The organism is Streptomyces griseocarneus (genome assembly GCF_014655595.1).
Taxonomy (GTDB): Bacteria; Actinomycetota; Actinomycetes; order Streptomycetales; family Streptomycetaceae; genus Streptomyces; species Streptomyces griseocarneus.
Map to the genome: position 1 here is coordinate 170,434 of NZ_BNBL01000006.1, position 19,940 is coordinate 190,373.

At 74.5% G+C, this 19,940-nt stretch carries 19 protein-coding genes; 10 read left to right on the forward strand and 9 right to left on the reverse strand.

Features of this window, described 5'->3' with window-relative positions; translation table 11 throughout:
• The first annotated feature begins 286 nt into the window (after positions 1-286).
• Together groL and IE295_RS17395 are read left to right on the forward strand one after the other, a co-directional pair.
• Complete coding sequence (groL, locus tag IE295_RS17390; RefSeq protein ID WP_190064565.1) at positions 287-1,909, forward strand: chaperonin GroEL; 1,623 nt, start codon at positions 287-289, stop codon at positions 1,907-1,909.
• 174 nt (positions 1,910-2,083) lie between these two features.
• On the forward strand, positions 2,084-3,733 hold the full coding sequence (locus IE295_RS17395) for a DNA repair helicase XPB (protein ID WP_190064566.1): 1,650 nt from the start codon (positions 2,084-2,086) through the stop codon (positions 3,731-3,733).
• Between the two features lie 60 nt (positions 3,734-3,793).
• Here the strand turns inward: IE295_RS17395 and IE295_RS17400 are convergent, their stop codons facing one another.
• Positions 3,794-3,934 (reverse strand): hypothetical protein, encoded by a 141-nt coding sequence (locus IE295_RS17400; RefSeq protein WP_190064567.1) that lies wholly within the window; start codon positions 3,932-3,934, stop codon positions 3,794-3,796.
• A gap of 282 nt (positions 3,935-4,216) precedes the next feature.
• On the opposite strand from IE295_RS17400, the gene IE295_RS17405 reads away from it, so the two are divergent.
• On the forward strand, positions 4,217-6,274 hold the full coding sequence (locus tag IE295_RS17405) for a HelD family protein (protein ID WP_224323088.1): 2,058 nt from the start codon (positions 4,217-4,219) through the stop codon (positions 6,272-6,274).
• Positions 6,275-6,407: 133 nt separating this feature from the next.
• Here IE295_RS17405 and IE295_RS17410 read toward each other — a convergent pair whose 3' ends face one another.
• On the reverse strand, positions 6,408-7,106 hold the full coding sequence (locus IE295_RS17410; RefSeq protein ID WP_190064568.1) for a copper homeostasis protein CutC: 699 nt from the start codon (positions 7,104-7,106) through the stop codon (positions 6,408-6,410).
• Positions 7,107-7,165: 59 nt separating this feature from the next.
• Here IE295_RS17410 and IE295_RS17415 point away from each other — a divergent pair, with 59 nt between their 5' ends.
• Positions 7,166-7,810: an HD domain-containing protein gene (locus IE295_RS17415; RefSeq protein WP_224323089.1), complete on the forward strand. Its 645-nt coding sequence runs from the start codon at positions 7,166-7,168 to the stop codon at positions 7,808-7,810.
• Between the two features lie 15 nt (positions 7,811-7,825).
• Here IE295_RS17415 and IE295_RS17420 read toward each other — a convergent pair whose 3' ends face one another.
• A complete protein-coding gene (locus IE295_RS17420; RefSeq protein WP_190064569.1) occupies positions 7,826-8,092 on the reverse strand; it encodes a DUF4031 domain-containing protein in 267 nt (88 codons plus the stop codon).
• Positions 8,089-8,451 (reverse strand): DUF8819 family protein, encoded by a 363-nt coding sequence (locus IE295_RS17425; RefSeq protein ID WP_224323090.1) that lies wholly within the window; start codon positions 8,449-8,451, stop codon positions 8,089-8,091. The genes IE295_RS17420 and IE295_RS17425 overlap by 4 nt, the downstream gene beginning before the upstream one ends.
• A gap of 63 nt (positions 8,452-8,514) precedes the next feature.
• On the opposite strand from IE295_RS17425, the gene IE295_RS17430 reads away from it, so the two are divergent.
• The 3 genes from IE295_RS17430 to IE295_RS17440 are packed head-to-tail and all read left to right on the forward strand — an operon-like array spanning position 8,515 to position 11,876.
• Complete coding sequence (locus tag IE295_RS17430; protein ID WP_224323091.1) at positions 8,515-9,420, forward strand: MurR/RpiR family transcriptional regulator; 906 nt, start codon at positions 8,515-8,517, stop codon at positions 9,418-9,420.
• A 57-nt stretch (positions 9,421-9,477) separates the two neighbouring features.
• Positions 9,478-10,413: an N-acetylmuramic acid 6-phosphate etherase gene (murQ, locus tag IE295_RS17435; RefSeq protein ID WP_190064571.1), complete on the forward strand. Its 936-nt coding sequence runs from the start codon at positions 9,478-9,480 to the stop codon at positions 10,411-10,413.
• Between the two features lie 17 nt (positions 10,414-10,430).
• Complete coding sequence (locus tag IE295_RS17440) at positions 10,431-11,876, forward strand: PTS transporter subunit EIIC (protein WP_190064572.1); 1,446 nt, start codon at positions 10,431-10,433, stop codon at positions 11,874-11,876.
• Between the two features lie 13 nt (positions 11,877-11,889).
• Here IE295_RS17440 and IE295_RS17445 read toward each other — a convergent pair whose 3' ends face one another.
• The gene (locus IE295_RS17445; RefSeq protein ID WP_190064573.1) at positions 11,890-14,343 is read right to left on the reverse strand and encodes a helicase C-terminal domain-containing protein; all 2,454 of its coding nucleotides are present in this window, start codon (positions 14,341-14,343) and stop codon (positions 11,890-11,892) included.
• Positions 14,344-14,443: 100 nt separating this feature from the next.
• Between IE295_RS17445 and IE295_RS17450 the strand changes: the two genes are divergently transcribed.
• Positions 14,444-15,379, forward strand: coding sequence for a hypothetical protein (locus IE295_RS17450; RefSeq protein ID WP_190064574.1), 936 nt, complete (start codon positions 14,444-14,446; stop codon positions 15,377-15,379).
• A 40-nt stretch (positions 15,380-15,419) separates the two neighbouring features.
• On the opposite strand, the gene IE295_RS17455 is transcribed toward IE295_RS17450, so the two are convergent.
• From IE295_RS17455 to IE295_RS17465, 3 genes are read right to left on the reverse strand one after another with little or no spacing between them, the layout of a single operon-like run.
• The gene (locus IE295_RS17455) at positions 15,420-16,232 is read right to left on the reverse strand and encodes an ABC transporter ATP-binding protein (protein ID WP_190064575.1); all 813 of its coding nucleotides are present in this window, start codon (positions 16,230-16,232) and stop codon (positions 15,420-15,422) included.
• Positions 16,229-17,293, reverse strand: coding sequence for a FecCD family ABC transporter permease (locus IE295_RS17460; RefSeq protein ID WP_190064576.1), 1,065 nt, complete (start codon positions 17,291-17,293; stop codon positions 16,229-16,231). The genes IE295_RS17455 and IE295_RS17460 overlap by 4 nt, the downstream gene beginning before the upstream one ends.
• Positions 17,290-18,324: a FecCD family ABC transporter permease gene (locus IE295_RS17465; RefSeq protein ID WP_190064577.1), complete on the reverse strand. Its 1,035-nt coding sequence runs from the start codon at positions 18,322-18,324 to the stop codon at positions 17,290-17,292. The genes IE295_RS17460 and IE295_RS17465 overlap by 4 nt, the downstream gene beginning before the upstream one ends.
• 129 nt (positions 18,325-18,453) lie before the next feature.
• On the opposite strand from IE295_RS17465, the gene IE295_RS17470 reads away from it, so the two are divergent.
• Complete coding sequence (locus tag IE295_RS17470; RefSeq protein ID WP_190064578.1) at positions 18,454-19,110, forward strand: HAD family hydrolase; 657 nt, start codon at positions 18,454-18,456, stop codon at positions 19,108-19,110.
• Here the strand turns inward: IE295_RS17470 and IE295_RS17475 are convergent.
• Positions 19,077-19,325: a hypothetical protein gene (locus IE295_RS17475; RefSeq protein WP_190064579.1), complete on the reverse strand. Its 249-nt coding sequence runs from the start codon at positions 19,323-19,325 to the stop codon at positions 19,077-19,079. The two genes, IE295_RS17470 and IE295_RS17475, sit on opposite strands and share 34 nt — an antisense overlap.
• Positions 19,326-19,551: 226 nt before the next feature.
• Here IE295_RS17475 and IE295_RS34280 point away from each other — a divergent pair, with 226 nt between their 5' ends.
• Positions 19,552-19,935, forward strand: a complete 384-nt coding sequence (locus IE295_RS34280) for a cold-shock protein (protein ID WP_190064580.1) — start codon at positions 19,552-19,554, stop codon at positions 19,933-19,935.
• The last annotated feature ends 5 nt before the right edge of the window (positions 19,936-19,940 follow it).

The following is a 19,940-nucleotide window of genomic DNA, read 5'->3' on the forward strand; positions in this document are numbered from 1 at the left end:
GGCGTACGCGCGGGTCAGGGGGTGCGCGTGCGACCCGGGGGCGGGGTCACGCATGCACTCCCGCAAACGTGGGCATGCCTCGGGTTGGCCTGAGTCGCTTGCACTCGCAGGGGTCGAGTGCTAATCATTGGGCTTAGCACTCTCCTGGTGAGAGTGACAGATTTGGACCGTCGGTGAGGTCCGGGAGCCAAGCGGGGCAAGGAACCGCGGGGTGCACGGGCCGTCCGTCGCGGGCGCCAGCGCGGTCCGGAGCAGTCTCCACCCCGTCCTGGGAGGACCACTTCACATGGCCAAGATCATCGCGTTCGACGAGGAGGCACGGCGCGGTCTCGAGCGCGGGATGAACCAGCTCGCCGACGCCGTCAAGGTCACCCTTGGCCCCAAGGGCCGCAACGTCGTCCTCGAGAAGAAGTGGGGCGCCCCCACGATCACCAACGATGGTGTGTCCATCGCCAAGGAGATCGAGCTCGAGGACCCGTACGAGAAGATCGGCGCCGAGCTGGTCAAGGAGGTCGCGAAGAAGACGGACGACGTCGCCGGTGACGGCACGACGACCGCGACCGTCCTCGCCCAGGCGCTGGTCCGCGAGGGTCTGCGCAACGTGGCCGCCGGTGCCAACCCGATGGCGCTGAAGCGCGGCATCGAGAAGGCCGTCGAGGCCGTCTCCGCCGCCCTGCTCGAGCAGGCCAAGGACGTGGAGACCAAGGAGCAGATCGCCTCCACCGCCTCCATCTCCGCCGCCGACACCCAGATCGGCGAGCTCATCGCCGAGGCCATGGACAAGGTCGGCAAGGAAGGCGTCATCACCGTCGAGGAGTCCCAGACCTTCGGTCTGGAGCTGGAGCTCACCGAGGGCATGCGCTTCGACAAGGGCTACATCTCGGCGTACTTCGCCACCGACATGGAGCGTATGGAGGCGTCGCTCGACGACCCGTACATCCTGATCGTCAACTCGAAGATCAGCTCGGTCAAGGACCTGCTGCCGCTCCTCGAGAAGGTCATGCAGTCCGGCAAGCCGCTGCTGATCATCGCCGAGGACGTCGAGGGCGAGGCCCTGTCCACGCTGGTCGTCAACAAGATCCGCGGCACCTTCAAGTCCGTCGCCGTCAAGGCCCCGGGCTTCGGCGACCGCCGCAAGGCCATGCTGGGCGACATCGCCATCCTCACCGGTGGCACGGTCATCTCCGAGGAGGTCGGCCTCAAGCTCGAGAACGCCGGTCTCGACCTGCTCGGCCGCGCCCGCAAGGTCGTCATCACCAAGGACGAGACGACCATCGTCGACGGTGCCGGTGACAGCGACCAGGTCCAGGGCCGCGTCAACCAGATCCGCGCCGAGATCGAGAACAGCGACTCGGACTACGACCGCGAGAAGCTCCAGGAGCGCCTCGCGAAGCTGGCCGGCGGCGTGGCCGTCATCAAGGCCGGTGCCGCGACCGAGGTCGAGCTCAAGGAGCGCAAGCACCGCATCGAGGACGCCGTTCGCAACGCGAAGGCGGCCGTCGAGGAGGGCATCGTCGCCGGTGGTGGCGTGGCCCTGCTGCAGGCCTCCGCGGTCTTCGAGAAGCTCGAGCTCGAGGGCGACGAGGCGACCGGCGCCAACGCCGTGAAGCTGGCCCTGGAGGCCCCGCTCAAGCAGATCGCCGTCAACGGTGGTCTCGAGGGTGGCGTCGTCGTGGAGAAGGTGCGCAACCTGGCCGTCGGCCACGGTCTGAACGCCGCCACGGGCGAGTACGTCGACATGATCGCCGAGGGCATCATCGACCCGGCGAAGGTCACCCGCTCCGCCCTGCAGAACGCCGCGTCCATCGCCGCGCTCTTCCTGACCACCGAGGCCGTCATCGCCGACAAGCCGGAGAAGGCCGCCGCGGCCGCTCCGGGCGGCATGCCGGGCGGTGAGATGGACTTCTGATCGACCCCTGGGTTGATCAACCGTCCTCTTGGACACCGGGGCGGCACCTTCCTCGCGGAGGGTGCCGCCCCGGTGGCGTTTTCCGGGCGAGGCGGCACGTACGGCGGCGCATGAGGGACACTGGAAGCTTGTCCCGCACCACGGACGGGACCGATGCGAGCGGAAGGCCGAGGCGTGAACGGACCCCTCATCGTCCAGAGCGACAAGACCCTGCTGCTGGAGGTGGACCACGACCAGGCGGACGCGTGCCGTCGGGTGATCGCGCCGTTCGCCGAGCTGGAGCGGGCGCCCGAGCACATCCACACCTACCGGGTGACGCCGCTGGGGCTGTGGAACGCGCGCGCCGCCGGGCACGACGCCGAGCAGGTCGTGGACGCGCTCGTGTCGTACTCCCGCTACCCCGTGCCGCACGCCCTGCTCGTCGACATCGCCGAGACCATGGCCCGCTACGGGCGGCTGAAGCTGCTCAAGCACCCCACGCACGGGCTGGTGCTGGAGAGCACCGACCGGCCGGTGCTGGAGGAGATCCTCCGCTCGAAGAAGATCCAGCCGCTGGTGGGCGCCCGGATCGATCCCGACACCGTGGCCGTGCACCCCTCCGAGCGCGGCCAGATCAAGCAGACGCTGCTGAAGCTGGGCTGGCCGGCCGAGGACCTGGCCGGGTACGTGGACGGCGAGGCCCACCCCATCGAGCTGCGCGAGGACGGCTGGGCGCTGCGGCCGTACCAGAAGCAGGCCGTGGACGGGTTCTGGCACGGCGGCTCCGGCGTGGTCGTGCTGCCGTGCGGCGCCGGCAAGACGCTCGTCGGCGCGGGCGCCATGGCCCAGGCCAAGGCGACCACGCTGATCCTCGTCACCAACACCGTCTCCGCGCGGCAGTGGAAGCACGAGCTGGTCAAGCGGACCTCGCTGACCGAGGACGAGATCGGCGAGTACAGCGGGACCAGGAAGGAGATCCGCCCGGTCACCATCGCCACCTACCAGGTGCTGACGACCAAGCGGAAGGGCATCTACCCGCACCTGGAGCTGTTCGACTCCCGTGACTGGGGCCTGGTCGTCTACGACGAGGTGCACCTGCTGCCCGCGCCCGTCTTCAAGTTCACCGCCGACCTGCAGGCCAGGCGGCGGCTGGGGCTGACCGCGACGCTGGTGCGCGAGGACGGGCGGGAGTCCGACGTCTTCTCCCTCATCGGGCCCAAGCGCTTCGACGCGCCCTGGAAGGAGATCGAGGCCCAGGGCTACATCGCCCCGGCCGACTGCGTCGAGGTGCGCGTGAACCTCACCGACTCCGAGCGGCTGGCGTACGCGACGGCCGAGACGGAGGACAAGTACCGCTACTGCGCGACGACCGCCACCAAGCGGAAGGTCACCGAGGCGCTGGTGCGCAAGCACCAGGGCGAGCAGACGCTGGTCATCGGCCAGTACATCGACCAGCTCGACGAGCTGGGCGAGCATCTGGACGCGCCCGTCATCAAGGGCGAGACGACCAACGCCCAGCGGGAGAAGCTCTTCGACGCCTTCCGGCAGGGAGAGATCTCCGTGCTGGTCGTCTCCAAGGTCGCCAACTTCTCGATCGACCTGCCGGAGGCGACGGTCGCCATCCAGGTGTCGGGCACGTTCGGCTCGCGGCAGGAGGAGGCCCAGCGGCTCGGCCGGGTGCTGCGCCCGAAGGCCGACGGCCACGAGGCGCGCTTCTACTCCGTGGTCGCCCGCGACACGGTCGACCAGGACTTCGCGGCGCACCGCCAGCGCTTCCTGGCCGAGCAGGGGTACGCGTACCGGATCGTGGACGCGGACTCTCTGCTGGCGGGGGAGGACGCGTAGGGCAGGCCAGGGGCCGGCTCAGGCCTTGCCGGGGGCCGGCTCAGGCCTTGCTGGGCCGGCTCAGGCCTTGCGCTTGTCGGCGTACTCGCCGAGGACGACGACGCTGACGGCCGCACCCGCGAAGGCCTTGATCGCCCGGAGGGCGGTGGCGAGGGGTGAGGCGGCCGGCGAGCCGTCCGGAGTCATGGATGCTGTGGTCATGCCTTCCATGATGGTTCCCGGACGCGCCCGGGGCATCGGTCTGCTGGTGTAAACGGGTGGGTGCGGCCGTACGACCCAAGGATCATGGCGTCCCCTACGGGAGGTGGACGCCGACCCTGAGGGCCGCCCGGGGGTGCGCCGAAAATCGTTCGCGCCCCCAGGGGCCGCTGATTAGAATCCACCCTTCCCGCCGCCTCCCGCCCCGCTTTACGGGAGCGCCGCTGCCCGGTCGGAAACCGGGTGGCCCCTCGCTCACATCGCCGTACGCCAGGAGGCCTTGCCGTGCCCGCGCCCGTAACGAACGCGAACGATCCCCTCGAGCACGAGCCCCTTGAGCACGAGCCCCTGGAGCGCGAGCGCGCCCACCTCGCCGCGTCCCGTTCCGCGCTGCGCGCGATGCGGGCCGACGTCGAGGCCCTCGACATCAAGGACGTCACGGCCAACTGGGTCAACGCCGCCGTGCTGGAACGGCAGATCGAGGAGCGGATCGACGCCCTCGCCGACCTCGCGCACACCCCGCTGTTCTTCGGCCGCCTCGACTATTTGCACGCGGACAGGTTCTACATCGGGCGCCGGCACGTGCACGACGCCGTCGGCGATCCCATGGTCATCGACTGGCGCGCGCCCGTCTCCCAGCCGTTCTACCGGGCGTCGAAGAAGGACCCGATGGAGGTCGGGCTGCGGCGCCGGTTCGGTTACACGGGCGGGGAGTTGACCGCCTACGAGGACGAGGACCTGACCGACCCCGCCGGCGGCGACCAGGCGAGCCGGCTGCTGCAGAGCGAGATCGAACGGCCGCGCGTCGGCCCGATGCGGGACATCGTCGCCACCATCCAGCCCGAGCAGGACGAGATCGTGCGCGCCGGGATCGGCGGCACGGTGTGCGTCCAGGGCGCCCCCGGCACCGGGAAGACGGCCGTCGGCCTGCACCGCGTCGCGTACCTGCTCTACGCCCACCGTGAGCGCCTCGCCCGCACCGGCACGCTGGTCATCGGCCCGAACCGGTCCTTCCTGCAGTACATCGAGCAAGTCCTGCCCGCCCTGGGTGAGTTGAACGTCGCCCAGGCGACCGTCGACGATCTCGTCGCGCACGTCGACGTGCGGGGGAACGACTCGCCCGCCGCCGCCCTGATCAAGGGCGACGCCCGTATGGCCGAGGTGCTGCGGCGCGCGGTGCGGTCGGGGGTGACGATGCCGGACGAGGCGGTGGTCGTCGTGCGCGGCTCGCGGCGCTGGCGGGTTCCCGCGTACGAGATCGAGGAGATGGTGCGGGAGTTGCTCGCCCGCGACATCCGCTACGGGGCCGCGCGCGAGGCCCTGCCGCAGCGCATCGCGCACGCCGTGCTCGTGCGCATGGAGGAGGCCGGCGAGGCGCCCGACGACCGGGTGCAGGACGCCGTCGCGCGCAGCACGGCCGTCAAGGCGGCGGTCAAGGCGATCTGGCCGGCGGTCGACCCGGCGAAGCTGGTGCTGCGGCTGCTGTCCGACGCGGAGTTCCTGGCCGAGCACGCCGAGGGGTTGCTCTCGCCGGCCGAGCAGCGGGAGATCCGCTGGGCGAAGCCCGCGCGGTCGGTGCGGTCGGCGAAGTGGTCCGCCGCCGACGCGGTGCTGATCGACGAGGCGTCCGACCTCGTCGCCCGCACCCACTCGCTGGGGCACGTGGTGCTGGACGAGGCGCAGGACCTGTCGCCCATGCAGTACCGGGCGGTGGGCCGCCGCTGTACGACCGGGTCGGCGACGATCCTGGGCGACCTCGCGCAGGGCACCACGCCGTGGGCGACGAGCAGCTGGCGGGAGGCGCTGGCCCACCTGGGCAAGCCGGAGGCGGCCGTGGAGGAGCTGACGCAGGGCTTCCGGGTGCCGCGCGAAGTGATCGCCTACGCCTCGCGGCTGCTGCCGGCCATCGCGCCCGGCCTGGCTGCGGCGACGTCGGTGCGCGAGTCGCCGGGCGACTTCGCGGTGCGGCAGGTGGCGGCGGACGCCCTGGACGCCGCGGTCGTCGAGGCGTGCCGACGGGCGCTGTCGTACGAGGGCTCGATCGGTCTCATCGCGGCGGACGACCGGTTCGGGGAGCTGGGCGCGGCGCTGGCGGCGGCCGGCCTGCCCTGGCTCCATCCGGGCGAGGAGACGTCGGCCGAGGCGCGGCTGACGCTGGTCCCCGCGACGCTGGCCAAGGGCCTGGAGTACGACTACGTCGTGCTGGACGAGCCGGCCGCGGTGGTGGCCGGGGAGCCGGACGAACGGACCGGCCTGCGGCGGTTGTACGTCGCGCTGACGCGGGCGGTGTCGGGGCTGACGATCGTCCACGCGCAGCCGCTTCCCGCGCAGCTGGCCGGGTAGCGGGCCGCGGGTAGCACGGCACCGCCGGGTTCGCCGGTGGGGGCGGGGCGCCGTCGCGGCGGGGGTTCTTTCCCCAGTCCCGCCCCTTCCCGTAACCGGGGGCAAGCCCCCGGCCCCCGGCGCCGCCCCCGCCCTACCCGTCCAGCGCCTCGCGCCAGGCCCGTACCGCTCCGGCGTCCACCGGCGCGTCCCAGCCCGCCGGGCGCGCGGCGCCGCCGATGTGGAAGGCCGTGATGCCGGCCGCGCGCAGCACCGGGACGTGCTTGAGCCTGAGGCCGCCGCCGACGAGGATCCGCGGCTCGTAGCCGGGTTCGTCGCCGCGCGCCGCCTCGGCCAGCAGCGTGGGGATGCCGTCGTCGACGCCGGAGGCGGAGCCGGCGGTGAGGTAGGTGTCCAGCCCCGGCTGGTCGGCGAGCTGCTTGCGCAGGGCGTCCCGGTCGGCGGCGCGGTCGATCGCGCGGTGGAAGGTCCAGCGGGCCTGCGGCCCGACGGCCTCGGTCAGGGCGGCCACCGCCGCCAGGTCGGCCCGCCCGTCGTCGGTGAGGAAGCCGAGGACGAACTCCCGCGCGCCCTCCGCCCGCAGCGCCCGGGCCTCCTCGCACAGCGCCTCGAGCGCGGCGGCGCCCCCGGCGGCGAAGCCGTCCGCGGCGCGCAGCATCACCCGTACGGGGATGCCGACGGCGGCCCGTACCGCCGCGAAGGTCTCGCGCGAGGGGGTGAGGCCGTCGGCGGCCATGTCGCTGACCAGTTCGAGCCGGTCCGCACCTCCGGACTGCGCCGCCACCGCGTCCTCGGGGCCGAGGGCGATCACCTCAAGAATTGGTCTAGACATGTAGCCAAGCCTGCCACACCCGCCGCCCCCGCATGAAGCCGTGCCCCACAATTGGACGCATGGCCGTCACGTCCGAGCACCTCCGCGCCCGCTGGCAGCAGACCGTGGACCGGGTCCGCGACGCGTCCGGACCGGATCCCGGTCCCTACGCCGACGACCTGCTGGCCCGGTGGTCGGAGCCGCAGCGGCGCTATCACACCGTCTCGCACCTGGCCGCCGTCCTCGGGCACCTCGACACGCTGGCCGCCCACGCCGACGACATCGACGGCGTCCGCCTCGCCGCCTGGTTCCACGACGCCGTCTACCGGCCCGACCGCTCGGAGAACGAGGAGCGGTCCGCGCACCTCGCCGAGCGGGCGCTGCCCGAGCTGGGCATCGGCCGGGCCCGTACCGCCGAGGTCGCCCGGCTCGTACGGCTCACCGTCAGTCATGATCCCGGGCCCGGCGACCGCGACGGCGAGGTGCTGTGCGACGCGGACCTGGCCGTGCTGGGCGGCACGCCCGAGGAGTACGCGCTCTACGCGGCGGCGGTGCGGGAGGAGTACGGCTTCGTGCCCGACGACGCCTTCCGCGAGGGACGGGCGCAGGTGCTGCGCCACCTGCTGGAGCTGCCGCGGCTGTTCCGCACCCCGCTGGGGCACGACCGCTGGGAGCTGCTCGCGCGGCGCAATCTGACCACGGAGCTGGAGCTGCTCACCGCCTGAGCGGCGGGGCGGGGTTCAGCGCGCGGGGTGCTTGGGGCGGCGCAGGCCGTTCGCCTTCAGCAGGCGGACCACCTCGCGGCTGCTCACCTCGCGCGCCCCGAGCAGCACGGCGGCCTCGTAGGACGTCGACGGGATGTCGTAGTGGTCGCCGTCGAACGCCTTGGGCGGGGCCTCCAGGCGGGCCGCGAAGGCGTGGAGCTCGTCGAACGACACGTCGCTGACCAGGTGGGACCACATGCGGCCGTGGCCCGGCCAGTTGGGCGGGTCGATGTACAGCGTCATCGGCCGAGCGCCGTTCCCAGGGAGCCCACCCGCGCCACGAACACCGCCTGCTTCGTGCAGGCCCAGTGCGGGTCGGGGCCCAGCTCCGGTTCGACCTCGAGGGCGTGCGGGTCGCCGCCGTCGGTGCAGACGGGGCACAGGGGCCAGCGGCCGTGCCGCTCCAGCAGGGCGTCCTGGACGTCCTGGGCGACGAGCCCGGGGAGGAACCCGGCGCCCTCCGGCCACTGCTCGACCCACCACCGCCGGTGCGCGACCGCGTCCTCGACCAGCGAGACCACGTCGGCCTCCGCGACGTCGCCGGCGACGAGGTCGGCGAGGACGAGCGCCCGTGCCGTGTGCAGTGCCTGTTCGAGCTCCATGGGATCCATTGTCGGGGGCGCGGAGGGTTGACGGCACACCAGCCCGAAAATACCTTTCAGCATGTGAGCGGCGTCGCGAAAGAAACTTTCGGCTCCCCGGCCGCACTGGCCGCCAAGGTCCGTACGCTCGCCCCCTCCATGACCCGTTCCATGCAGCGCGTGGCGGAGGCGGTGGCCGACGACCCGGCGGGCTCGGCCGCGCTCACGGTCACCGGACTCGCCGAACGCACCGGCACCAGCGAGGCCACCGTCGTGCGCACCGCCCGCGTCCTGGGCTACCCCGGCTACCGCGACCTGCGGCTCGCGCTCGCCGCGCTCGCGGCCGAGCAGGCGGCCGGCCGGGCGCCCGCCGTCACCGCCGACATCTCCGTGGACGACCCGATGGCCGGCGTCGTCGCCAAGCTCGCCCAGGAAGAGGCGCAGTGCCTGGCGGACACCGCCGCCGGGCTGGACACCGCCGCGCTGGAGGCGGCCGCGGGCGCGCTCGCCGCCGCCCGGCGCATCGACGTCTACGGCATCGGCGCCTCCAACCTCGTCGGCCAGGACCTCACCCAGAAGCTGCTGCGCATCGGCCTGATCGCGCACGCGCCCGCCGACCCCCACCTGGCCGTCACCAACGCCGTGCAGCTGCGCCCCGGGGACGTGGCGATCGCCATCAGCCACTCGGGCCGCACCACCGACGTGATCGAGCCGCTGCGGGTCGCCTTCGAGCACGGCGCGACGACGGTGGCGGTCACCGGGCGGCCGGACGGGGACATCGTCCAGTACGCGGACCACGTCCTCGCCACGTCCTCCGCACGGGAGAGCGAGCTGCGGCCCGCGGCCATGTCGAGCCGCACGAGCCAGCTCCTCGTGGTGGACTGCCTGTTCATCGGCGTCGCCCAGCGCACGTACGCGAGCGCGGCACCCGCCCTGTCCGCCTCGTACGAGGCGCTGGCGCACCGGCACGCCCCGCGTGACCGGCGCTGACCCCCCGGACGCCCCCGCCGGCGACAGCCGGCGGACCGACGGAAAGAGCCGCCCGCCATGACCTCGACCGCCGCCTTCGCCGCACTCCGAGCCCAGCTGGCGACGCTCACCACCGAGGCGTTCCGCGCCGACCTCGCGGACATCGACCGGCTGCCCACCCGGTCCATCGCGAAGATCATGAACGCCGAGGACGCGACGGTGGCCGCCGCCGTCGCCGAACGGCTGCCCGAGATCGCGGCCGCCATCGACGCGGCCGCCGCCCGCATGGCCCGCGGCGGCCGCCTGGTCTACGCGGGCGCGGGCACGGCGGGGCGGCTGGGCGTGCTGGACGCCAGCGAGTGCCCGCCGACGTTCAACACCGACCCGGGGCGGGTCGTCGGGCTGATAGCGGGTGGCCCCGAGGCGCTGGTGCGGGCCGTCGAGGGGGCCGAGGACAGCGAGGAGCTGGCGGCCGCCGACCTGACCGCCCTGGGCATCGGGCCCGACGACACCGTCGTCGGCGTCTCGGCCTCCGGCCGCACCCCCTACGCCGTCGGCGCCGTGCGGCACGCCCGCGCCGCCGGGGCGCTGACCGTCGGGCTGTCCTGCAACGCCGGCTCGGCGCTCGGGGCCGCGGCCGAGCACCCCATCGAGGTCGTCGTGGGCCCCGAACTGCTCACCGGCTCCACCCGGCTGAAGGCCGGCACGGCGCAGAAGCTCGTCCTCAACATGCTCTCGACCATCACGATGATCCGGCTGGGCAAGACGTACGGAAACCTGATGGTCGACGTCCGGGCCTCGAACGAGAAGCTGCGGGCCCGCTCGCGGCGCATCGTCTCCCTCGCCACGGGCGCGGCGGACGGCGAGATCGAGGCCGCGCTGACCGAGACCGGCGGCGAGGTGAAGAACGCCATCCTCGTCCTCCTCGGCGACGTCGACGGCCCGACCGCCGCCCGGCTGCTCGCCGAGTCCCACGGCCATCTGCGCGCCGCCCTGCGAGCGGCCGCCGACTGACATACCGTCATGCACTGATGAAGCAAGGCACCGTGCCACCAGCAGACGACAGCACGCCCGCCGCGACGGCCGCCGCGCTCCTGCCCCTCCTCGGCGGCCCGGCCAACCTCTCCACCGTGGCCCACTGCATGACCCGCCTGCGCGTGGAGGTCCGCGACCCCGCGCTCGTGCGCGGCGCGGAACTGCGGGCGGTACCGGGCGTCCTGGGCGTGGTCGAGGACGCCGCGTCCGTCCCGGCGGCCTACCAGATCGTGCTGGGGCCGGGCACCGTCGCCCGCGTGACCCCGGAGCTGGAACGGCTGCGCCAGGCGGCCGCCACCGGAACGCTCGCCGCCCCCGGAACGCTCGCCGAGCGCGGTGCCACCCTGCGCGCCGAGCACCGGGCCCGCAACGCCACCCCCGGCAAACTCCTCCTGCGCCGCGTCGCCCAGGTCTTCGTGCCGCTGATCCCCGCCCTGATCGGCTGCGGCATGGTCGCCGGCCTCGCGGGCCTGCTCGCCAACCTGCACCGGGCACCCTCGCTCGTGGCGGCCCTCGGCGCGATCTCCGGCGGCTTCATGTCGCTGATCGCCGTCTTCGTCGGCTACGCGACGGCCAAGGAGTTCGGCGGCACGCCCATCCTGGGCGGCGCGGTCGCGGCGGTCGTCGTGTATCCCGGCGTCGCCCGGGTGGACGCCTTCGGCCTCGAACTCTCCCCGGGCCAGGGCGGGGTGCTGGGCGCGCTGACCGCCGCGCTGCTGGCGGTCCACGTGGAGAAGGGCTGCCGGCGCGTGGTGCCGGCGGCGCTGGACGTGCTGCTCACGCCGTTCCTGACGGTGCTGCTGCCGGGCCTGGTGACGCTCTACGGGCTGATGTACGCGGCCGGCGCGGTCTCCACCGCCATCGGGCGCCTGGCCGACGGGCTGCTGAGCGGCGGCGGCGCGGTGGCCGGCCTGGCGCTGGGCGGCCTGTTCCTGCCCCTGGTGATGCTGGGACTGCACCAGGCGCTGATCCCCATCCACACCACCCTCATCGCCGAGCAGGGCTCCACCGTCCTGCTGCCCCTCCTCGCCATGGCCGGCGCCGGCCAGGTCGGGGCCGCCCTCGCGGTGTACCTCCGGCTCACCCGGGCCACCACGATCCGCAGGACCATCCGCTCGGCCCTGCCGGCCGGCCTGCTGGGCATCGGCGAGCCGCTCATCTACGGCGTGTCGCTGCCGCTGGGGCGCCCGTTCGTCACCGCGTGCGCGGGCGGCGCGGCCGGCGGCGCGTTCGTGGGCCTGCTCGGCCAGCTCGGCGACAAGGTCGGCTCCACCGCCATCGGCCCCTCCGGCTGGGCCCTCTTCCCGCTGCTGCGGGGTGGCCACGGGCCGCTCCGGGCGGCGGCGGTCTACGGGGCCGGGCTGCTGGTGGGGTACGCGGTCGGGTTCGTGGCGACGTACCTCTTCGGGGTGAACGAGGAGACGGCGGCCCGGGCCGAGTGAACGCCCCCGGGCCTCACGCCAGGTCGTCCGCCAGCTCCGCCACCCCCGTGATGCGGTGCAGCGGGTACGTACGGACCTCGTCCGCCGTGTGGTCGTACGCCGTCACGAAGCCGCCCTCGACCCGGATCGGGGCGATGACGCGCTGGCTGGCGGCACCCTCGGCGTTGACGTAGCCGATCCACACCGCCGCCCCGGTCAGCACCGCCGCCTGGACCGTGGCGAGCGTGTCCGCCGAGGTGGTGCGCGGCAGCCCGCCGCCGGCCGGGGCGGGGGAGGAGGCCACCGGCTTGCGCTGCGCCGTGGAGGCCAGGTCACCGGCCCGGATGGCACGGACCGCCGCGCCCAGGAGCGTGGCGTCCGGCACCGGCGGGCCCTCGGGGACCGGGGCCGGGGCGGTGCGCGGCGGAGTGCGCAGGGCGTCGGCACGCGTGACGACGACATCGCCCTCCGCGGACTCGGCGGCGGGCGCGTAGCCCATCGTGCGCAGCACCTCGAGGAGAGTGTCGGGCGCCGCCTGCGCGGCCAGCACCGTCGCCGCCAGGCGGCGCAGCCGCAGCGGCGCCGAGCGGCGGTCGGCGAGGATCTCGGCCAGCAGGGCCTCGTCGTCGCAGCGTACGTACGACGACGCCGCGCCCACCCGCAGCCGGCCGTGCCGGCGGGCCACGTCGTCGATGAGGTAGGCGAGCGGCTGCGGCACGGGCGTGCGCGAGTGCTCGGCGAGGAAGGCGTGCAGGTCGGCGGCGGTGCGGCCGGCGTCCAGGGCGCGGCGCACGGACTCCGGCGTGAAGCGGTAGACGGTCGCGCCACCCTTGGACTCGACGTCCGCGAGCACGGCGAGCAGCTGCGCGAGCGGACGGTGCAGCGGGCCGGGCGCCACGGCCGTGAGGTCGGCCTGCAGCAGGACGTGGTCCAGCGGCTCGGGCAGGAGGGGCGCCAGGGCGGTCGCGGCGGCTTCCGGGTCCGTCAGCAGGGCGCGGGCGTGCGCCGTGAGCGCGCCCCGGCTCGTGACGCCCAGCTGCTCGGCCTCCGCCAGCGTCCACGTCGCCAGCCGCGAGCGCAGGTCGTCGGCCGCCGAACGCGGCGGGCGCTCCCAGCGCAGCCGGGCGAGCAGGGCGTCGGCGGGCACGGAGGAACCCGCGGGCAGGCCGGCGAGCAGGTCCAGCACCCGGCGGCGCACCTCGGGGGCGGGGCCGCGGTCCAGGTCCGGGCCCAGCGCCGCCAGCGTGCGGCCCTTCGCGTCCTTCCCGCCCGCCAGCCCCGGCGTGCGCGTGGCCGTCAGCCAGGCCGAGGCCAGCGCGGTCCAGCGCCGCTCGGCGGGCAGCAGCAGCCACTCGTCGTAGGCGGGGGTGGGGGCGTAACGCTCGTCGACGTCGCCGTCGGAGGCCAGCAGCCCGGCCGTGTAGGCGAGCTCCACCCAGAAGGCGGCGGCCGCCTCCGTGGTCTCGAGGACGGCGGCGGCGCGCTTGAGGTCCCGCACGCTCAGGCCGCCGGCCCGCAGCACGAGCGGGCCCGCGCCCTCCCACTCCCGCAGCAGCTCCTCCACCGTCGCCAGCGCCGTGAAGGCCTGCCCGGCGGCGGTCGCGTCGACCGTCCGGGGGTCGTGCGCGGCGACCGGGGACAGCTCGGGAGCCAGCGGCTCCGGCGCGCGGTGCGCCCGGCCGGCGCGCAGGTGCAGGGCCGCCTCGCGGGGCAGCACCACGGCGCCCGGCCCGGTGGGCAGCAGCAGGCCCCGGTCGAGGAGCCAGCGCAGGTGCGGGGCGGGCTCGGCGGTGACCGTGCCGTGGGGCGGGCCCCACAGCAGCCTGCCGAGGACGGCCGTGGCCTCCTCGGGCGCACCGGCCAGCAGCGCCGCCATGCGCCCGCGGTCCTCGAACAGCTCGGTCAGGGCGGTGACGGCCGTCACCGGGTCATGGGTGGCGGGCAGCCCCGCCGCGGCGATGATCTCCTGCAGCCGGCCCGGCGACATGCCCGCCGTGGCCTCGGCGACGGAGGGCCCCAGGCCGGTCGGCGAGGGGCGGGTCGCGGTGGGGGCGAGCAGCTCGCGGGCGGTGCGCACCAGGCGCAGCCGGTCCTCGCCGCCCCAGACGAGGGCCTGGTCGCGGAGGGCGGCCACGGCGCGCGGCAGCTCGGCGGTGATGGCGGCACCCTCGGCGCCGGCGGGCCCGTCGCCCGTCATCAGCGCGGCCAGGGTGGCGTACGGGCAGGGGTCCGGGGCCACCGCGAGCGCCTCGGCGACCTGCAGCGCGAACCGGTCGAGGTGGTCCAGCGCCCGCACCACCGAGGCCCGGGTGGCGGCCCGGGTGGCCAGCTGGGTGAGGTCGCCCGGCACGGGATTGAGCAGGTCCGGGCGTGCGCGCAGCAGTCCGGCGAGGCCGTCGTCGGGGCGTGCGCGCAGCTCTTCGGCGAGCGTGCGCGGCCCCGCGGCGCTGCCGCCGCCGGTGCTGCCGGTCTCCCGCGAAGTGGTCATTCTGCTTACGGTACCGGGTCGGTGCGGATGGGCCCCGGGTTCGGCCCGGGTTCGGTACCTTCGGTGGGGTTCGGCGGCTCGTGTGGCCTTGGGGGTTCCGGTGGGGATCGAGAGCGATCAGCTTGTTTACGACTATTTGAGCCGGGTCGGCGACCTCGCCCAGAGACAGTCGCTCACCTCGGGCGACCGGATGCGGCTGGTCTCCCGGCTGCGGGCGGAGATCGAGCGGCGCCGGGCCGCCGAGGCGGCCGACACCCCGGCCGCCGTGCAGCGCATCCTGGACGGCCTGGGCACGCCCGCCGAGGCCGTCGCCGACGTGGACGGCGTCCTGGCGGCCGCCGAGGGCGCCGGCCGGGTGCCCGCCCAGCGCCGCGACGAGCGCCCGGCGGCCGTCGCCCGCGCCCCCTGGGGCGCGTCGCCGCCGCACCTGGCGACCGAGGAGGAACTGCGGCCGCGCGGCGGCGGCGAGCCCGGCTGGTGGAGCGTCGGGCCGGGGCCGGCCACGGCCGGCGACACCGTGCACGGCTTCACGGGCGGCATCGAGATCCCGGACATGCTCAGGCCCCCGCCTCCCCCCGCCCCGGAGGTTCCCCGCACGGAGGACGCCCAGGAGGCGCGGGAGGGCAAGCCGGCGGAGGAGACGGGCGCGGAGTCCGGCTCCGACGAGCCCCGCTTCAGCTTCTGGCGTTCCAAGGCCGGCGTCCCCATGAGCCCGCTGCTCCTGCTCGTGGCCGTCCTCCTCGTCGCCGGCGCCGTGCTCGGCAACTGGATCGCCCTCGCCGTGGGCTGGGCCCTGGCCTACGTCACGCGCCGGCTCACCCAGGCGGAGTCGAAGTGGGCGGCCATGGGCATCCCGGGCCTCGCGGTGACCGGGGGAGTGGTGTGGCTGTGGGGACGGTTCAACGGGCGCTGGGGCGCCCCGATACCGCCGGGAGAGATGGCCGGGGCGCTCGCCGACACCTGGCCGGTGGTGGTGAAGGCCGCCGCCGTCGCGTCGGCGGCGTTCGTGCTCTGGCGGGCACGCCGGCCGGGATGAGCCGACGGGCCCGCACGGACGTGAGGACGCAAGGGGGGCGCTACGCCCCCTCCCAGGGCCTGCCCGGGACCACCAGCGGACCACCCGTCACGGGATCCTCGACCACCACCGACTCCAGCCCGAACACCTCGCGCACCAGCTCGGCCGTCACCACGTCCGCCGGCCGGCCGCGCGCCACGATCCGGCCCGCCTTCATCGCGACCAGGTGGTCGGCGTAGCGCGCCGCCTGGTTGAGGTCGTGCAGCACCGCCACCACCGTGCGGCCCCGCTCCTGGTTGAGCCGGCGGCACAGGTCGAGGACCTCCACCTGATGGGAGATGTCCAGGTAGGTGGTCGGCTCGTCCAGGAGCAGCAGGTCCGTCTCCTGGGCGAGGGCCATCGCGATCCACACGCGCTGCCGCTGGCCGCCCGAGAGCTCGTCCACCGCGCGGTCGGCGAGCGCGGCGACGTCGGTGCGGGCCATGGCGTCGGCCACCGCCCGCTCGTCCGCCTCCGACCACTGCCGCCACCACCGCTGGTGCGGCTGGCGGCCGCGCGCCACGAGGTCCGCGACCGTGATGGCCTCCGGCGCGACGGGCGTCTGGGGCAGCAGCCCCAGCGACTGGGCGACGCGCCGGGTGGGTATCCGGGCGAGCTCCTCGCCGTCCAGCAGGACCGCGCCGCGCGCGGGCCGCAGCAGCCGGCCGAGCGCGCGCAGCAGCGTCGACTTGCCGCACGCGTTCGGGCCGACGATCACCGTGACCTCGCCGTCGGGGACGTCCAGGTCGAGGCCCTCGACGACGGTGCGTTCCTCGTAGGACAGGGTCAGGTCACGGGCGCCGAGCCGGCTGCCGGCGGCGGTTTCGACGGTCACGCTTTTCCTCCGGTACGGCCGCGGGCGATGAGCCAGATCAGATACGGGGCCCCGACGGCCGCGGTCAGCACGCCCACCGGCAGCTCGGTCGGCTCGAACAGCTTGCGGGCCAGCAGGTCGGCCACCACCACGAGCACCGAACCCAGCAGCGCCGAGCACAGCAGCGGGATCTGCGCGGTCCGCGTCATGCGGCGCGCGATCTGCGGTGCCAGCAGCGCCACGAAGTCCACCGGCCCGGCCGCGCCCGTGGCGAGGGAGGCCAGGACGACGCCGAGCAGCGCGAGCCCCAGCCGCACCCGCCCCAGCCGCACGCCCAGCGCGGTGGCCGTGTCGTCGTCCATGGACACCGTGCGCTGCGCGCGCGCCGCCCAGCACACGAAGGGCACCAGCACCAGCAGCGCCCACGCCAGCGGGGCCGCCTCGTCCCAGCCGCGCGCGTTGAGCGAGCCGGTCATCCACACCTTCGCCTGCTGGGCGACGAGGTAGTCGCCCTTGGTCAGGAAGAGGTGGGTGACCGAGCGCAGCGCGACGGCGAAGCCCATGCCGATCAGGACGAAGCGGGTGGCCTGCAGCCCGCCCCGCCAGGCGAAGGCGTAGACGAGCGCGGCGGCCAGCAGGCCGCCGGCCATCGACACGTACGGCAGCGCGGCGTAGGAGGTGACGCCGAAGGTCATCGCACCCACCGTCAGGGCGCTCGCGCCCTGGCTGACGCCGATGACGTCGGGGCTGGCCAGCGGGTTGCGGGCGACGGTCTGGATGAGCGCGCCCGCGACCCCGAGGGCGGCGCCGGCCAGCAGGCCGACGGTCATCCGGGGCAGCCGCGCGGTGCCCACGGTGAACTCCGCGGCGGACGGCTGCCCGAAGAGCACCTTCAGCGCCTCGCCGGGCGCGGTGTTGGTCATGCCGACGCACAGGTAGGTCAGGCACGCGGCGGCCAGCAGCAGCACCAGGCCGAGCGTGACGGCCGCGCCGCGCCGGTGCACCAGGAACGACCCGCGCCCGGCCCGGAGCACGGCGTAGCCGGCGGGACGCGCGGCCTTCGCCACGGGTATCGCGCTCACGCCGCCACCGCCTTGCGGCGCACCAGCGTGACGAGGAACGGCAGGCCGATCAGCGCCGTCATCACGCCGGACGGCACCTCGCTGCCCTCGTACAGCACCCGGCCCAGGACGTCGGCGCCCAGCAGCATCACCGGGCCGAGGAGCGCCGCCATCGGCAGCACCCAGCGGTGGTCGGTGCCGACGAGCGCGCGGGCCAGGTGCGGGACGGCCAGGCCCAGGAAGACGATGGGGCCGGCGGCCGCGACCCCGACGCCGGTCAGGACGGTCGCGCCGACGCCGCCGACGATCCGTACGAGCCCCACGTTCTGCCCCAGTCCCCTGGCGACGTCCTCGCCGAGCGCCAGCGCGTCCAGGCCGCGGGCCACCGACAGCACCAGCACCGTGCCCGCCAGCAGGAACGGCCAGATCTTCCAGGCCGTGCCGGTGCCGGGCCCGGCGATGGAGCCGATCTGCCAGAAGCGGAACTCGTCCAGCGTGGCGGCGTGGGTGGTCAGCACGCCGTTGACGACGGAGGCGATCAGGGCGTTGAGCGCGGCCCCGGCCAGCGCCAGCTTGACGGGCGAGGCGCCGCCGCGGCCGCGCGAGGCGATCGCGTAGACGGCCACCGATGCCAGGGCGGCGCCGGCGAAGGCGAACCACACGTAGCTCCCGGGGCCGTGCACCCCGGCCACCGCGATGGCGAGCACCACGCCCAGCGAGGCGCCCTGGCTGACGCCGAGGATGCCCGGCTCGGCGATCGGGTTGCGGGTGATGCCCTGCATGACGGTGCCCGCCATGGCCAGGGCGGCGCCGACCATCAGCCCGACGACCGTGCGCGGCAGCCGCATGCTCCGCACGATGGTCGTCGACGGGTCGTCACCGTCGTGCAGCAGCGCGTCGAGGACCTGCGAGGGCGCGACGGGCCGGCTGCCGACCGCCAGGCTGAGCAGGGCCGCGAGCAGCAGGGCGGCGACCGCGGCCGCCGTCCAGCCGACGCGGCGACGGGCGCCCGGGGACGTTCTCGGGCTGCTGATCGGGACGGCGGCTTGCATGAATTCCACTTCGGCGAACGGCGACGGCTGCGGCGCACGGCTACGGCCGGAACAAGCCGCTCCTGCGGGATCGAGCCTCGGTTAGGCGAGGCTAAGTGTACGGGTGGGGTGCCGGGCACAATGTGGGGCATGACCCCGCTTGAGCGCACGGACCACCGCTTCACGGTCGGCTTCGACCTCGACCTGACGCTGGTCGACTCCCGGCCCGGCATCAGGGCGGCGTACGAGGCACTGGTCGCCGCCACCGGCACCCCGATCGACATCGACCTCGTCATCGGCCGCCTCGGGCCGCCGCTCAAGCAGGAACTGCGCAACTGGTTCCCGGAGGAGGAGATCGAGCGCGTCAACGCCGTCTACCTGGCCGGCTACCCCGAGCACGGCATCCTGCCCTCGCCCGCCATGCCGGGCGCCCGCGAGGCCGTGGCGGCCGTGCGGGAACTGGGCGGCCGGGCCATCGTGGTGACCGCCAAGAACCCCCGCAACGCCGCCCTGCACCTCGAGCACCTGGACATCCGGCCCGACGTGCTCGTCGGCGACCTGTGGGCGGAGGCCAAGGCGGTCGCGCTGCGCGAGCACGGCGCCTCGGTGTACGTCGGCGACCACGTCGGGGACGTGCGCGGGGCGCACACCGCCGGGGCGGTCGCGGTGGCGGTGCCCACCGGCCCGTACGGCGCGGCGGAACTGCGCGCGGAGGGGGCCGATGTCGTGCTGGAGGGCGGCCTGGCGGAATTCCCCGCCTGGCTCCGCGGCCACTACGCCGCGGAATCCGCCGTTCCACGCGCCTGACGGCGCTGTTCGGCGATCGAGCGCAGCACCCCGGCCCCGGAGACCAGGAATCCGACGCCCATCAGCATGCAGACGAAGTACGCCGCGGGCGGCAGCGGATCGGCCCCCAGGAACAGCGGCGCGACGGTGGCCAGCGTGGCCACCGCGCCCACGAGGAAGACGACGGCACCGGCCCGTACCAGCAGATCCCCGGCTCGGGGCGTTTCGCTACTCACCTGACCAGGGTAGATCCCTGGGCGGCGGTATGGCGTCCGGCTGACGGCGAACGGACCGGACGCGCAGCGGTACGGCCCGAGGACGTCTTGTCACCGGGCCCGGGACCATTAGCCTTGGGGGTGGCGGGTCTTGCGGCCCGCTGTAGTGCTATCCAGAGCAGTTTTTCTGTTGATTGCAGAATTTCGCTTTTTCGGTATCCGACGAGACACGAGGACGAGGACAGACGTGCCTACCGGCAAGGTCAAGTGGTTCAACAGCGAGAAGGGCTTCGGCTTTCTCTCCCGCGACGACGGCGGAGACGTCTTCGTGCACTCCTCGGTGCTCCCGGACGGGGTCGATGCCCTCAAGCCCGGCCAGCGCGTGGAGTTCGGGGTCGTGGCAGGCCAGCGCGGTGACCAGGCGCTGACGGTGACTCTGCTCGACCCCACTCCGTCGGTCGCGGCCGCCCAGCGCCGCAAGCCCGACGAACTCGCCTCCATCGTCCAGGACCTCACCACGCTCCTGGAGAACGTCACCCAGCAGCTGGAGCGCGGCCGCTACCCCGACAAGGCCCACGGCTCGAAGATCGCCGGCATGCTGCGCGCGGTCGCCGACCAGCTGGACGTGTGAGGGGC